Source organism: Streptomyces sp. NPDC000941, assembly GCF_053599555.1.
Genome location: NZ_JBSFMM010000054.1, coordinates 17,779 through 31,310, shown reverse-complemented (window position 1 = coordinate 31,310; position 13,532 = coordinate 17,779). Strand labels below are relative to the sequence as shown.

15 protein-coding genes are annotated in these 13,532 nt (G+C 71.0%); 8 read left to right on the top strand and 7 right to left on the bottom strand.

Going from position 1 to position 13,532, the window contains the following annotated elements:
* Positions 1-8: 8 nt before the first annotated feature.
* From ACWDSL_RS19360 to ACWDSL_RS19350, 3 genes are read right to left on the bottom strand one after another with little or no spacing between them, the layout of a single operon-like run.
* Entirely contained in the window at positions 9-251 is a 243-nt protein-coding gene (locus ACWDSL_RS19360) for a hypothetical protein (protein WP_450486887.1), read from the bottom strand.
* Between the two features lie 42 nt (positions 252-293).
* Positions 294-707, bottom strand: coding sequence for a winged helix-turn-helix transcriptional regulator (locus ACWDSL_RS19355; protein WP_450486885.1), 414 nt, complete (start codon positions 705-707; stop codon positions 294-296).
* A 54-nt stretch (positions 708-761) separates the two neighbouring features.
* The gene (locus tag ACWDSL_RS19350; protein WP_450486883.1) at positions 762-2,903 is read right to left on the bottom strand and encodes an amylo-alpha-1,6-glucosidase; all 2,142 of its coding nucleotides are present in this window, start codon (positions 2,901-2,903) and stop codon (positions 762-764) included.
* A gap of 131 nt (positions 2,904-3,034) precedes the next feature.
* Here ACWDSL_RS19350 and ACWDSL_RS19345 point away from each other — a divergent pair, with 131 nt between their 5' ends.
* From ACWDSL_RS19345 to ACWDSL_RS19325, 5 genes are all read left to right on the top strand, one after another.
* Complete coding sequence (locus ACWDSL_RS19345; RefSeq protein WP_450486881.1) at positions 3,035-4,120, top strand: LacI family DNA-binding transcriptional regulator; 1,086 nt, start codon at positions 3,035-3,037, stop codon at positions 4,118-4,120.
* Positions 4,121-4,248: 128 nt separating this feature from the next.
* Entirely contained in the window at positions 4,249-5,499 is a 1,251-nt protein-coding gene (locus ACWDSL_RS19340) for a sugar ABC transporter substrate-binding protein (protein ID WP_450486879.1), read from the top strand.
* Positions 5,500-5,736: 237 nt separating this feature from the next.
* Positions 5,737-6,723 carry a carbohydrate ABC transporter permease gene (locus tag ACWDSL_RS19335; RefSeq protein WP_450486945.1) on the top strand — a complete coding sequence of 329 codons (987 nt, stop codon included), beginning with the start codon at positions 5,737-5,739 and terminating at the stop codon, positions 6,721-6,723.
* A complete protein-coding gene (locus ACWDSL_RS19330; protein WP_450486877.1) occupies positions 6,720-7,670 on the top strand; it encodes a carbohydrate ABC transporter permease in 951 nt (316 codons plus the stop codon). Before ACWDSL_RS19335 ends, ACWDSL_RS19330 begins: the two co-directional genes overlap by 4 nt.
* Before the next feature lie 81 nt (positions 7,671-7,751).
* A complete protein-coding gene (locus ACWDSL_RS19325; RefSeq protein WP_450486875.1) occupies positions 7,752-8,411 on the top strand; it encodes an NADPH-dependent F420 reductase in 660 nt (219 codons plus the stop codon).
* On the opposite strand, the gene ACWDSL_RS19320 is transcribed toward ACWDSL_RS19325, so the two are convergent.
* On the bottom strand, positions 8,389-9,111 hold the full coding sequence (locus ACWDSL_RS19320; protein ID WP_450486873.1) for a TetR/AcrR family transcriptional regulator: 723 nt from the start codon (positions 9,109-9,111) through the stop codon (positions 8,389-8,391). The genes ACWDSL_RS19325 and ACWDSL_RS19320 overlap by 23 nt on opposite strands.
* A gap of 76 nt (positions 9,112-9,187) precedes the next feature.
* Between ACWDSL_RS19320 and ACWDSL_RS19315 the strand changes: the two genes are divergently transcribed.
* A complete protein-coding gene (locus ACWDSL_RS19315; protein ID WP_450486871.1) occupies positions 9,188-9,502 on the top strand; it encodes a DUF1330 domain-containing protein in 315 nt (104 codons plus the stop codon).
* A 166-nt stretch (positions 9,503-9,668) separates the two neighbouring features.
* Here ACWDSL_RS19315 and ACWDSL_RS19310 read toward each other — a convergent pair whose 3' ends face one another.
* Positions 9,669-9,869, bottom strand: a complete 201-nt coding sequence (locus ACWDSL_RS19310) for a DUF397 domain-containing protein (protein WP_450486869.1) — start codon at positions 9,867-9,869, stop codon at positions 9,669-9,671.
* A gap of 14 nt (positions 9,870-9,883) precedes the next feature.
* Complete coding sequence (locus ACWDSL_RS19305; protein ID WP_450486867.1) at positions 9,884-10,300, bottom strand: DUF5753 domain-containing protein; 417 nt, start codon at positions 10,298-10,300, stop codon at positions 9,884-9,886.
* Between ACWDSL_RS19305 and ACWDSL_RS19300 the strand changes: the two genes are divergently transcribed.
* Both ACWDSL_RS19300 and ACWDSL_RS19295 read left to right on the top strand, forming a co-directional pair.
* Positions 10,289-10,639 (top strand): hypothetical protein, encoded by a 351-nt coding sequence (locus tag ACWDSL_RS19300; RefSeq protein ID WP_450486865.1) that lies wholly within the window; start codon positions 10,289-10,291, stop codon positions 10,637-10,639. The genes ACWDSL_RS19305 and ACWDSL_RS19300 overlap by 12 nt on opposite strands.
* A gap of 144 nt (positions 10,640-10,783) precedes the next feature.
* The gene (locus ACWDSL_RS19295; RefSeq protein ID WP_450486943.1) at positions 10,784-12,454 is read left to right on the top strand and encodes an immunity 49 family protein; all 1,671 of its coding nucleotides are present in this window, start codon (positions 10,784-10,786) and stop codon (positions 12,452-12,454) included.
* Here ACWDSL_RS19295 and ACWDSL_RS19290 read toward each other — a convergent pair.
* On the bottom strand, positions 12,447-13,322 hold the full coding sequence (locus ACWDSL_RS19290; RefSeq protein WP_450486863.1) for an NAD(P)H-binding protein: 876 nt from the start codon (positions 13,320-13,322) through the stop codon (positions 12,447-12,449). The genes ACWDSL_RS19295 and ACWDSL_RS19290 overlap by 8 nt on opposite strands.
* Between the last annotated feature and the right edge of the window lie 210 nt (positions 13,323-13,532).

Below are 13,532 nucleotides of genomic sequence, written 5' to 3'. Positions count from 1 at the left end.
GTCAAGAATCAGGGGCACTTGCCCCGCATATGCCGTTCGACGACCTCGCGCACCCGAGGCCGCAGCCACCCGTCTTCGCCGCCCGGGTCCAGCCCTTCCGCCTTGAAGACGGCGTCGGTGAACTTGTCCACGTCCGCGGGCGGCGCTTCGCGCAGCCGCCGTATGTCGTGCGGTGGAAGGCAGAAACCGAGGTCGACGCACAGCTCGTAGAGGAGCGCGTGGACCTCCTCCGATGACAGTCGTTTTGTCATGCCCCGGTACGGTACCGGCGACGCCCGGCCCGGGCACGTGAGTTATGCGTGCCGCCGCGCCTCGAACCGGTCCTGTGCGGTCAGCACATCGTCCGCATGACGCTTCGCCCACGCGCCCATCGCCCGCATGGGGACGAGCAGGGCGGTTCCGGCCCCGGTCAGCGCGTAGTCGACGCGCGGCGGCGCCTCCGCGTACGTACGGCGCTCGATCAGGCCGTTGTACTCCAGGCGCCGCAGCGCGTCGTTGAGGACCTTGGGGCTGATGCCGCCGATCCGGGCGACCAGTGCCCGGGGCCGCATCGGGCCGCATGCGCCGAGCGTGTAGACCACGACGCTGTCCCAGCGGTTCGCGAGCACCTCGAACGCGATGCGCGCATGGCAGTCCGCGGTGTAGGCCCCACCCTCCCCGGCGTCGGCGGGGTGTTCGGCGTCCCGCGGGCAGCTCGGCTTCTCCATACGCGCATCCTGCCCGATCCGATGCACACCGCGCGGTGTGCATCGGCCGCTGCGTCAGGCCGAGGCAGTGACCACCTCCAGCCCCTCCGGCGCCGTCACGCTCACCGCACCGTCCGCCGCCAGCGTGACGTCCAGCCGCCCGCCGCCGACCTGGAGCCCGGTCACCGTCAGCGGGCCGTACGCCCGGGCGAAGGTGGGGGCCACCGTGACCGTGCCGCCCGGGACGTCCGCGTCCAGGCCGAGGGCCGAGGCGAGGACCTGGACCGAGGCGGCGGCCGCCCATGCCTGGGGGCGGCAGGACGCCGGGTAGGGGGCGGGGCGCGGGCCGGCGTCGGCGCCGTGGCCGGCGAAGAGCTCCGGCAGCCGGGCGTCGAAGGCCGCCGAGGCCGTCAGCAGACCCGCCGCCAGCGACGCCGCGGCGTCCGGGAAACCGGCCCTGACCAGGCCGTGCACGGCGATCGCGGTGTCGTGCGGCCAGATCGAACCGATGTGGTAGCCGTACGGGTTGAAGCCCACCGAGTCGCTGCTCAGCGTGCGCAGGCCGTGGCCCGAGTCGAGGTCAGGGCCCGCCAGCCGGGCGGCCAGCGCCGCGCTCTCCTCCTGGTTCAGCAGGCCGGTGCCGAGGAGGTGGCCGAAGCCCGAGGTGACCGAGTCCACCGGCCGGCCGTCGCGGTCCAGCGCGACCGCCGGGTACGGGCCCCGCGCGTCCTCCACCCAGAAGCGCTTACGGAACCGGTCGGCGAGCCCTTCCGCCCACTCCTCCCAGGCGTCCGCGCCCGGCCGCCCGAACGCGCGCAGCAGCGCCGCCCCGCCCCGCGCGGCCTCGTACGCGTACGCCTGCACCTCGCACAGCGCGATCGGCGGCTCGGCGAGCCGGCCGTCGCGGTGGCGGATGGCGTCGCCGGAGTCCTTCCAGCCCTGGTTGGCCAGGCCACGGCCGGTCAGGTCGACGTACTTGAGGAAGCCGTCGCCGCCCGCCTCCGCCTGGTCGCGCAGCCAGCCGAGCGCCGACTCGGCGTGCGGCAGCAGCTGTTCCACCTCGGCCGGGGCCAGGCCCCAGCGCCAGGCGTCGTGGAGCAGGGTGATCCACAGGGGGGTCGCGTCCACCGTGCCGTAGTACACCGGCGGGAGCGAGAAGGTGTCCGTGAAGTCCTGGCCGGCGCGCCGCACCTCGTGCAGGATCTTGCCCGGCTGTTCCTCCGTCGCCGGGTCGACGGCCGCGCCCTGGCGGCGGGCGAGGGTGCGCAGCGTGCCGGCCGCGAGGTCGGTGCCGAGCGGCAGCAGCATCCGGGCGGCCCACAGCGAGTCGCGGCCGAAGAGGGTCAGGAACCACGGGGCGCCGGCGGCCAGGAACTGATCCACACCGTCCGTACGCTCCTTCTCGGACCGCGGGTCCATCAGGCGCAGCCGGTCCGCGTCGGCGACCGACTGGTCCAGCCACTGGTCGAAGCGGTGGTCCGCGCTGCGCAGGGCCGGGGTGCGCCACGGCACGGCGTCCGCCGGGGGCGCCGGGAACTGGTCGCCGTCCGCGTACGCCGCCGTGCAGCGCAGCGTCGCGGTCCACGAGGTGCCGGGGGCCAGCTCGATGTCGTACGCGAACCGGCCCTCCGCCGTTTCTGAGACCTCCAGCGCGTCCGGCGCCGGCTCGCTGGTCAGGCGTACGGAGAACCCGTCGCGGGACCATGCCAGACCGTGACTGTCCCGCTCGGCCCGTACCGGCTCCAGGACGTGGCCCGACTTGACCCGTTCCATCAGGGCGAGGTCCGTGGCCGCCGTGACCGTCAGCCGGAAGCGGACCCGCTGGGTGCCCGCGTTGGTGACCTCGAAGTTCTCCTCCAACCGCCCGGAAGCGACGGTCCGGCTCCGGAGGAGGGTGACCGCCGGGTCGGGCGTCACCTCGCCGAGCCCCCGCAGGATCGACCGGAAGTCCGCCCGGTCGGCCCCCCTGAGCCCGCCGCCGACCGGGGCCAGGGCGATGGACCCGGCCGTGACGGTCAGCTGGGACAGCGCCCTGCTGTCCCCGTGGTAGAAGCCGTCCGCATCCCCGCCGAGCTGCCCGTCCGCGCGCGAGATCACAAAGCTCGGCGCGTACAGCGTGACGACCGCGTCGTGCAGGAACGGCTGCAGGTCGGCGGCCACCGAAGTGGTTGCCGTGACCGAGTCGTTGGTTTCCTGGGGCTTGACAGTGGTGTCCAAAAGAGTAGAACCTCTCAGCGTTGGATCGTTCAAAAGACATTAACGGCCTCTTCAGAGCGATGACAATGCCTTTGGAACGCTCAAATCAAGCCCTTCAGGTTGGGCTTGCAACTCGTAGGCCGGAGACCCGTATGCCCCGCTCCACCAGCAGTTCCTCGCCCAAGGGCAGCACCAAGGGCGGCGCCAAGGGCAGCACCAAGGGCGGCCCGGTGACCCTCGCGATGGTCGCCCGCCGGGCCGGTGTCTCCACACAGACCGTGTCCAACGCGATCAACTCGCCGGAGCTGCTGCGCCCCGAGACCCTGGAGCGGGTCCGCCAGGCGATCGACGAGATGGGCTACCGCCCGAGCCGCGCCGCGCAGACGCTGCGCACCCGCTCCAGCAAGCTGATCGGCTACGGCATCCAGCCCGCCCCGGGCGGCAACACCGCCCCGGTCATGGACCGCTTTCTGCACGCCCTCTCCCAGGCGGCCGACGAGGCCGGCTACCGGATCCTGCTGTTCTCCTGCCCGCCCGGCGGCCCGAGCCTGGAGGGGCACGACGAACTGCTCGCCCAGCACGACGTCGACGGCTTCGTGCTCAGCAACACCGCCCGCCAGGACCCGCGCCAGGCGTGGCTGGCCAAGCGGGGCGTGCCGTTCGTCGGCTTCGGCCGGATGTGGTCGGGGCGGCAGATCGGCGACTGGGTCGACGTCGACGGCGCCTCGGGCACGGACGCCGCCGTGGAGCACCTGGTCGCCCTCGGACACCGCAAAATCGCCTTCCTGGGCTGGCCGCGCGGCTCCGGCGTCGGTGACGACCGAGCCGAGGGCTGGCAGCGGGCCATGCGCCGGCACGAGCTGCCGACGCGCGGACGGCGCGCGGAGAGCGCGGGCGACGTCGAGGCGGCCCGTATCGCCGTGAAGCCCTTACTGGACGCGGGTGCCACGGCCGTCGTCGCGGCCAGCGACACGCTGGCGCTCGGCTGCTACCACGCGCTGCGCGAGCGGGGCGCCGCCCCGGGCCGGGACGTCGCGGTGGTCGGCTTCGACGACTCGCCGACCGCCGGGATCCTCTCGCCCTCCCTGTCCTCCGTCGCCCAGCCGCTGGAGGCGGTCGGCCGGGAGTGCGTACGGCTGCTGCTGGCCCGGATGGCCAACCAGGACGCGGCACCGGAGCGCGTCCTGCTGGAGCCGTCCCTCGTCGTCCGCGACAGCGCGCCGGCGCCGACCCCCTGACACACCGACGCACCGCGACACGCCAACGCCCTGACACGTCGGCGCGCACCAACGCGCCGCGCCCCCGACATCACCTCTCCTCCACCCCCCTCGAGCCGCACGTACCACCCCGAATCCACGGAGGAATCATGGTCCCCCGCACGGCCGCCGCCGCCCTTCTCACCTGCGCGGCGCTTCTGACCGCCACCGCCACCGGATGCTCGTCGAGTTTCGGCGGCGACAAGGACAAGAAGCAGGACACCAGCGCCAAACAGCACCTGAAGGTGCTCATAGCCACCTCGGGCGACGCCGAGACCAAGGCGGTCAAGGAGGCGGCGGCAGCGTACGAGAAGAAGTCCGGCAACAAGGTGACCGTCGAGGCCGCCAAGGACATGAACCAGCAGCTCGCGCAGTCCTTCGCCGGGCACAAGCCGCCGGACGTCTTCTATGTCAACTCCGACATGTTCGCCAACTACGCCAAGGGCGGCTCCCTCTACGCGTACGGCGACAAGATCAAGGACGCGGACGACTTCGCCGAGCAGCTGCGCTCCTCCTTCACCTACGACGACAAGCTGGTGTGTCTGCCCAAGGACACCTCCACCCTCGCCCTCGCCATCAATACCGACCTGTGGAAGAAGGCCGGGCTGACCGAGAAGGACTACCCGACCTCCTGGGAGCAACTGCGCAAGGTCGCGGGCAAGCTGACCGGGAACGGGGTCACCGGCCTGGTCACCAGCGACGAGTACCAGCGGCTCGGCGTCTTCATGAAGCAGTCGGGCGGGTGGATCACCGACCCCGGGCAGACGAAGATGACCGCCGACAGCGCGAAGAACGCCGAAGGGCTCGGCTTTGTGAAGTCCCTGCTGAAGTCCGGCTCGATGAAGTACGCCAAGCAGGTCGACACCAGCTGGGGCGGCGAGGCCTTCGGCAAGGGCAAGGCCGCCATGACCATCGAGGGCAACTGGCTGACCGGTGCCATGAAGCTCGACTACCCGGACGTCAAGTACAAGGTGGTCGAGCTGCCCGCAGGACCGGCCGGGAAGGGCACGCTCGCCTTCAGCAACTGCTGGGGCGTGGCCGCCGAGAGCGCCCACCAGTCGGCGGCGGTGGACCTGGTGAAGTACCTGAGCTCCGGTGAGCAGCAGCTGAAGTTCGCCGAGGGCTTCGGCGTGATGCCCTCGCGCACCAGCGCTCTCGCCGAGTACGCGAAGCAGGAGCCGGACGCCAAGGCCTGGGTCGACGCGAACGCCTACGCACAGGGCCCGGTGACCATCGCCGGATTCGACAAGGTGCTCAGCCAGTTCAACACCGAACTGCAGTCGCTGCCCACCACCGACCCGAAGAAGATCCTCGCCGACCTCCAGCGCAACGGCGAACAGGCCCTCGCGAAGGGCAACTGAGCCGTTATGCCCTTCCGCACCACCCCGCGTACGGCGCGCCGCACCCCTCGCGGCGCGTCGTCCGGCCCCCGCCCGGCCCCTGAGGCCATCGGCGAGGGCCCCCGTACGGCCGGCTCGCCGGGCGCACCTGACGCGCCCGGCGGGTCCGGCCCCAAGGCGGCGCCCCGCACCCCAAACACCCCGTCCGCGGGGCGCCGCCGCGGAGAAGGCGCCTGGGGATGGCTGTTCGTCAGCCCCATGGTGCTGATCCTCGGCCTGTTCCTGGTGCTGCCGATCCTGATGGCCGCGTGGGTCTCCCTGCTGGACTGGGACGGTCAGTCCAACCCGTTCAGCGGGCAGGCGAAGTTCGTCGGCCTGGACAACTACCGGGGGCTGCTCACCGAGGACGGCCTCGACCGCACCCTCTTCGCGGCCTCGCTGCGCAACAACGCCTACTACGTACTGCTGACCGTGCCGCTGCAGACCGGGCTCGCGCTCGTACTGGCGCTGATCGTCAACCAGCGGCTGCTGCGCGCGCGGGGCGCCCTGCGCACCACGTTCTTCTTCCCGTCCGTCACCAGCTCGATCGCGGTCTCCACCGTCTTTCTCTTCCTCTTCCAGGGCAGCGGGGCCGTCAACACGCTGCTGTCCTGGATCGGGATGAAGGGACCGAACTGGTTCGCCGATTCGCGCGGGGTGCTCTCGCTGCTGCTCGGCGGCCTGGGGATCGTCGACCCCGACCACCCCACGGGTGCGCTGGCCGACCACTCCTTCATGGGTCTTTCCTGGTACGAGTGGCTGTCCGGGCCGTCCGTCGCGATGTGCACGATCATCCTGCTCGCCGTGTGGACGACCTCGGGCACCTTCATGCTGATCTTCCTCGCGGCGCTCCAGGACATCCCGCGTGAGCTGGAGGAGGCGGCCGCCATCGAGGGCGTGAACCGCCGCCAGATGCTGCGGTACGTCACGCTGCCCGCGCTGCGGCCGGTGTTCTTCCTCGTCCTCACCCTGGGCACGATCTCCACCTGGCAGGTCTTCGACCAGGTGTATGTGATGGGCCAGGGCGCCCCGGGCAACACCACGCTGACGCCGGCCTTCCTGTCGTACTCGTCGGCCTTCGACGGCTCCGACTTCGGGCAGGGCGCGGCCATCGCCTTCATCCTGCTCGCGCTGATCCTGTGCATCACCGCGCTGCAGCGCTGGGCGCTGCGGGAGCGTGGCCCGCGCGCTGGGAGGAACCGATGAACGCCGAAGCCAGGGTCAAGACGGAGGCCAACGCCAAGGCCAGGGTCAAGGCCAACGCCAAGGCCGCCGCCCGGGCGCAGGGGCGCCCGGTGCTCGGCCGGTTCCCGCTGCCGCTGCGGGTGCTGGGGTACGGGCTGGTGGTGGGGCTCGGGCTGCTGTATCTGCTGCCGTTCGCGCTCCAGTTGATCACCGGGTTCAAGACGGACCCGGACGCGGCGGCGCACCCCCTCGGGCTGGTGCCCACCACCCCGACGACCGCCGCCTACCAGCGGCTGTTCGGGCTGAGCCAGGCCGGGGACGGGGTGCCGTTCCTGCGCTGGCTGGGCAACTCGGCGTTTATCGCGGTCGTGGTCACGGCCGGGCGGGTGCTGTTCGACTCGATGGCGGGGTACGCGCTGGCGCGGCTGCGCTTCCGGGGCCGCTCGCTGCTGTTCGGCTTCGTCATCGCGGTGATGGCGGTGCCCGGGGTGGCGCTGCTGATCCCCAAGTTCCTGGTGCTGAACACCTTCGGGCTGTTCGACACCTACACCGGCATGATCGTTCCGCTGCTGGTGGACGCGGCGGGCATCTTCATCATGAAGCAGTTCTTCGAGTCGATCCCCCGGGAGGTCGAGGAGGCCGCGCGGGTGGACGGCGCCGGGGTGTTCCGGACCTTCTGGTCGGTGGTGCTGCCGATGGCCCGGCCCTCGCTGCTCACCCTGACGATCCTGTCCTTCCAGAGCTCGTGGAACGAGTTCACGCACTTCCTGGTGTCCACCCAGTCCGGCGAGTACGAGACGCTGACGACCGGGCTCGCGCGGTTCATCTCGGGCGGCCTCGGCGGCGGTACGCAGTACCCGCTCAAGCTGGCGGCGGCCCTGCTGGCGACGGTGCCGGTGGCGGCGCTGTTCTTTTGCTTCCAGCGCTACTTCGTGCAGGGGGCGAACTCGGGGGCGGTCAAGGAGTAGCGGCCCGACGCACACCGTGCGGTGTGCGTCGGCCTGCCTAAAGTCCCCGTCGTCACCACGGTTTCTTGAGACGGGAGCACCATGCGCATCGGCATTCTGGGCACGGGCGGGATGGCCACCACACTCGGCGGCGCGTGGGTCCGCGCCGGGCACGACGTCCTCGTCGGCGGGCGCGACCACGTGGCGGCCGAGGCCACGGCGGGGCGCATCGGCGCCACCGGCCACGGCACGCTCGCCGACGCGGCGGCGTACGGCGAGGTCGTCCTAGCGGCGGTCCCGGCGGAGGCGGCGGCCGAGTTGGTCAAGGGGTTCGCGGACGTCCTCGACGGCCGTACGGTGATCGACTGCACGAACCCCCTCGTGCCGACCGACGACGGGCTGACGCTGTCCACCGGCGGCACGACCTCCATCGCCCGGCGGATGGCGGAGGCCGCGCCGGGCGCCCATGTGGTCAAGGCGTTCAACCTCTGCCACGACTCCATCTGGACCCTGCCGCATCCGACGTTCGAGGGCGCCCCACTGGCCGTCCCGTACTGCGGCGACGACCCGGGCGCCCTCGACCGGACCGCGGCGCTCATCACCTCAATGGGCTGCACACCCATCCCCTGCGGCGGGCTGGCCCGCGCGGTGTACGTGGAGGCCACGGCGGCCCTCGCCATCGGAATGTGGATGAACGGCGCGGAACCCCGGTTCGCGTTCCCGGTACCCATGGCGGCGCCTAACTCAGGCCCAGTGACCTGACCAAGTCGAGCATTTCGGCGCGGTGCAGGGCGGCCGGGTTGCCCGCGACAGGGTGGATGTGGCCGTCGATCTCCAGGGCCACCAGGCCATGCATCCTGCCCCAGACACGCAGCGCGAGCGCTGCCGCGGCGGGTGGCACGTCCGGGAGATCTTCCTGGATCTTCGCGACGTAGTCCGGGTGAAGGTCGGACCAGGAGGTGTCCTCAGGCTGCTGGTGCCGAGCCTGGGGCCATGCGGCGGCCACAAGGCGGGTGAGCTCGCGGCACACGCGACGTGCCGTCTGGTCCACCGGTCCGCCCTCAGGGGGCTGGTAGCCGGGGACGGGGTGGCCGTAGAAGAGCCGGAAGCTCTCCGGATGAGCCAGCGCCCACTCCCTCAGGGCCCGGCCCCATGCCAGCAGCCTGCCACCGGGGTCGGTGTCGGGCACGGCATTGCTGGCCGTTTCCAGCGCCTCCGCGAGCGAGGCGGCGATTCCGCTGATCAATGCCGTGATCAGGTCGTCCCTGGTGGGGAAGTAACTGTAGATCGCGCGAGCGGTCATCCCCATCTCGCGGGCGATGCCGCGCAGCGAGATCGCTCCGGGCCCTCCTTCCGCCATCTGCCGCAGTGCGATGGCCTTGATCTCCCGGGTCGTCTCGGTCCGCAGCCGCTCCCGGCGGCTCATCACGCCCGGAACGGGTTCGCCCTTGTCGATGCTCACTTGGGGAGGTTACAGGGTTGCGATAGTCTCCGCCGAGTCATTAGTACACGCCGTGTCCAAAGAGACGGGGAGTCTCATGCCCGCTTACGTCATCGTCAACGCCGATGTGCTCGACGAGGAGGCCGGCTTGGCCTACGCACCCGTGGCCCAGCAGTCCATCCTCAGCCACGGTGGCCGCTACCTGGTCGCGGGACCCACGCCCCAGGCTGTCGAAGGCACCTGGGGCTCTTCCCGGTTCGTGGTCATCGAGTTCCCCGACATGGCCCGAGTCCACGAGTGGTACGACTCCCCGGAGTACCGGCGGGCCCGGGAGATACGAGCGGACAAGGTCCGGGTGGCCATGCTGTTCGCCGAGGGCACGCCGCCCGAGGGCTTCTCTCTCCGGGCCTAGCCGGGCCGCCGATGCGGTGACGGTGGCCCCAGGCCCCACCCGGTGCGCGGTGGGGGCTCGGCGTTGCGGTGGTGCCACCGGGCTCCCCTACCCCACCCTTCGTAAAAACGCTTGATCTGGAGCAAGCGCTTTTACGAAGGGTGGGGTGTCCGGAGGGTCCGCCGGCTCAGTCGGCGGCGAGCCGGTCGAACTCACCTGTCTTGACAGTGCGTATGAAGGCGCGGAATGCGGCGGGGCTGGCCACGAGTGTGGCGTTAGGCCCATCGCTCTCCCGTATTTTGGGCCTACCGCCGCTGTCGAGGGCTACGTGGACGCAGTTCGCCGTGTTGCCGCTGTACGACGACTTCCGCCAGGTGTCTGTGGACATACGTGCTCCTTAGTTCAGATGTCCCGCGAGATGCGGTGAATCATGTCGCGTGACTTTGCGGGCTCAAGGGCGCAGGCTTCCATCCTGACCAGTACGTTCCGGTACCTGGCGAGTTGCGGCTGGGTGTCCAGGAACTCAGACCCATGGTCCGAATCGAGCTGGACAGTGTCGAGCCGCAGGACTTCTCCGCCGTAGTAGACGATGCCCTGCCCGGACATGGGGAAGATCCCCACGCCGAACGGGACCACCTTCAGCGTGACGTTCGCCAGCTCGCTCATCTTGATCAGGTACTCGAGCTGGGCGCGGGCTACCTCCGGCCCGCCGAAGCCCATGCGCAGAGCGGCCTCATGGACGATCGCTGTCAGCGGGGTCGGCCGGTCTCCGTACAGCACCGCCTGGCGTTTGACGCGGAACGAGACGTGGTGCTCCACCTCGTGCAGCGCCAGCGCGGGATCCCCAGACCTGATAAGTCCTTCCCCGCGCTGCGTGCGGCACTCGCGCAGGTCGCACCCTCCCGCCTGGCGGAGATGATGTCGGAGCGGGACACCGTCTTCACGATGGCCACCCAGTCCAACAGCTTCGGGCCGATCGCCATGTTCCAGCTCAAGTGGGCCACTGTGATCGAGGTCGAGCGGTTTCCCGATGCAGCGCGGCGTCTGCACGCTGCCGAGCGCGCCGCCCAGACGCTCAATAAAGAGGACCCGGAGTGGCAGGCGGCCATGGATGAGATCAGGGAGATCATGCAGGCTGCGCGCGCAGGATCGCACTGACTGGGTCGCTCGTTCGCGCGTCCGCGTAGGGTGAGCCCGGACATGTGAGCGGGGAGCGGGGCAGCCGTGCGGATAGAGCGACACCAGATAGGCGAGGCCGCGGTTTCGGCGGCTCTTGAGGACTTCGCCAACCGGATCGGTTCGATGGTCCATTCCATGTCGAGGGCCGGCCGGATCTCCACCTACGAGTGGGAGCTGATCGCGGAGGAATTCCTCGACTACCTGGGCGCTCTGTCCGTCGGGACCCCCGACCTCGACACCCCGGAGGCCAAGGCCGTCCTCGACAACGCCGCCGAGGCCGCCGCCGGTGCCGTGGCGTATGCCGCGTACTACCCGACCAACCACTTCCAGGTCTTCCTCGACTATGTGAACTTCGGGATGACCTACGACCCCGGTTCCGAGGGCGATCCGGAAGCCATCTCCGCGCACCGCTGGCTCGACGCGTTCTGCCTGGCGGTCCTCGCCGACAGGGCCTCATGGCACGGCGAGGCGTTCCACTTCGCCCGTGAGCCGTTCGAGAAGGACGGGGCCGGGCGGCCCGCCGTCGAGCTCATCAAGGGCTTCATGGCGTATGTCATCGGGGATACGGGAGACGACGCCGAATACCCGCCGACCAAGGAACAGAAGCTCGCCGCGCTGGATGCCGCGCTGGCCCGGATACGGGACCTCGACGCCGCGCCCGGCGAGGGCGGCCTGCTCGACCAGCCGCAGTCCATCGGGCTGGCCGCGCTGCGCGCCCTGACCACCGGCGACCGGGACGCCTTCCGCACCGCGCTGGCCAAGCTGCTGCTTCCGCACAGCGCCATCCCCGGCCCCGGCGCCAGGCCCCGTACCCTGCTGCCGCTCCTGCCGCTGGCCCTGGCCGCGCTCGCCTACCGCCGCGAGGGCTGGCAGCCGCCCATCGACACCGGGTATCTCCCGCGGGCGCTGGTGACCGGGTTCGAGACGGCGGGGCCACGGGTCCAGGCGTACGGCCGCGTACGGCGGCCGGACGCGGTCGCCGCGCTGGCCGCCGGGCCGGTGGCGGTCGAACGGCCCGAAGCCCCGCAGGAGATGCACCCGGAGAGCGAGGCCCTGTTCGAGCAGTACACCAGGGAGGCCCTGACGTCGGAGGACGGAAAGCCGCTCTCCGCCTGGAACCTGTCGGATGCCGTGCGCTACCAGGACCTCCTGTTCAAGGCCCGTGCCTCGCTCACCGCCGACGTCACGGACCAGCAGCTGGAAAACCTGCGCCTCGCCGCGGAGCTGGGCGCGGCCCTGTTCCGCGCCACGCTCGCCGAGCCCGGTACGGACGTCGAGGTGACGATCGGCGGCAGCACGCTCAGCTACCCCGCCTACCACGGGGATCAGGCCGGGCCCGGCGCCTGGCACACCGCCATGAACTTCGCCCTGATCGGCGGGCGGCGCGAGGACATCGCCGCGCTCGTCCTCAGCGGCTCCGCCCGTCTGGAGGGCGACGGCTCCGCCTTCGCCTCGTACCGCCGGGCGCTCCACGACTACTTCCGGGGCGTGGACCCCGAACCCGCCACGGACCGTGCGCTTGAGGACTGCGAGAAGGCCAGGACCTGGGGCTTCTTCCCGCCGCCCGGCGTTCTCTTCTCCCAGCTCGTCGAGGGCGACGAGGAGAGCTTCAACCTCGCCCTCATCGACGCCCTCGAAGCGCACCGCGACCACTACCGGGTCGCCGACCGTGCGGGCGACTCCGACGCCGCCGTCGACCTCGACATCCTGGCCCTGGTCTGCCACGCCCGCCGCCGGGGCTGGAACATCCGGGTCGTCTCGCCGTACCTGCCACCGCGACTGCTGATCAGGTGAAGTCGGTGGCGTGGTCGGACACCCAGGCGCGGTAGGTGCGGGCCGGTGCGCCCGTGACCGCCTCGATCGTCGAGGTGACGGCCGGGGGAGGGGCGTCGAGCATCGCGGCGTAGCCGTCGAGGAGCGGGTCCACGAAGGAGTCGGGGAAGGCGTCATCGGCCAGCAGCCGCTGACGTGCTTCTGCCCGGGACAGCTCCTGCCACCGGAGGGGGCGGCCCAGCACCTCGCCGATGGTGCGCACCTGCTCGGCCTGGGTGAGGACTTCGGGTCCGGTGAGGGCGTAGGCGGTGCGGCCGTGGCCGTCCTCGGTGAGGGCCCGCACCGCCACGGCGGCGATGTCGGCCTCGTGGAGGAGGGCCATGGGCACGGCCCCGTACGCGCCGCGCACGACGTCCCCGGCGCGGATCTGGCCGGCCCACCACAGGGTGTTCACGGCGAAGGTGCTCGGGCGTAGGTGGGTCCAGACGAGCCCGGACCGCTCGATGAGCTGTTCCACGCGCCCATGGGACCGGCCCACGGGGTGCACCTGCTGCTCCGGCGCCACGCCCGACTGGACGGCGCCCGACGACAGGAACACCACCCGGCCGGTATGCCACTTGAGTGCGTCCACGACGGCGGGGGCCGGATCGGCGCCGTGGAAGGGCCACATCAGGAACACCGCGTCCACCCCCTTCAACGCCGCCTCCAGCGCGGCCGGGTCGGCCAGGTCGCCCTGGCGTACGTCGACCCCGCCGGGCAGGGCGGCGGCGTGGGGATCGCGGGTCAGCGCCCGTACGCCGCCGGTGTGTCCGGCCAGGAGCTGGGACACCACCTGCCGCCCCACATTCCCGCTCGCCCCGGTGACGAGGATCGTCCTCTCGGCAGTCATTCGCGCTCTCCTTGCCTGTACGTCCGTTCCGAGGGCTTCACGATCGGTGAGCCAGGGGAGCGGTGCCACTCAGCAGGCGGTAGCTGCCGGAAACCGTCATGGGTAAGCACAGATTGACGAATGCCGTCACTGCTCTCGTTCGGCGGGGTCCTTGCAAGCGCGATTGCAGAAGGGTAGACGGACCTATGTGGCCGGCGATGTACTGTCTGC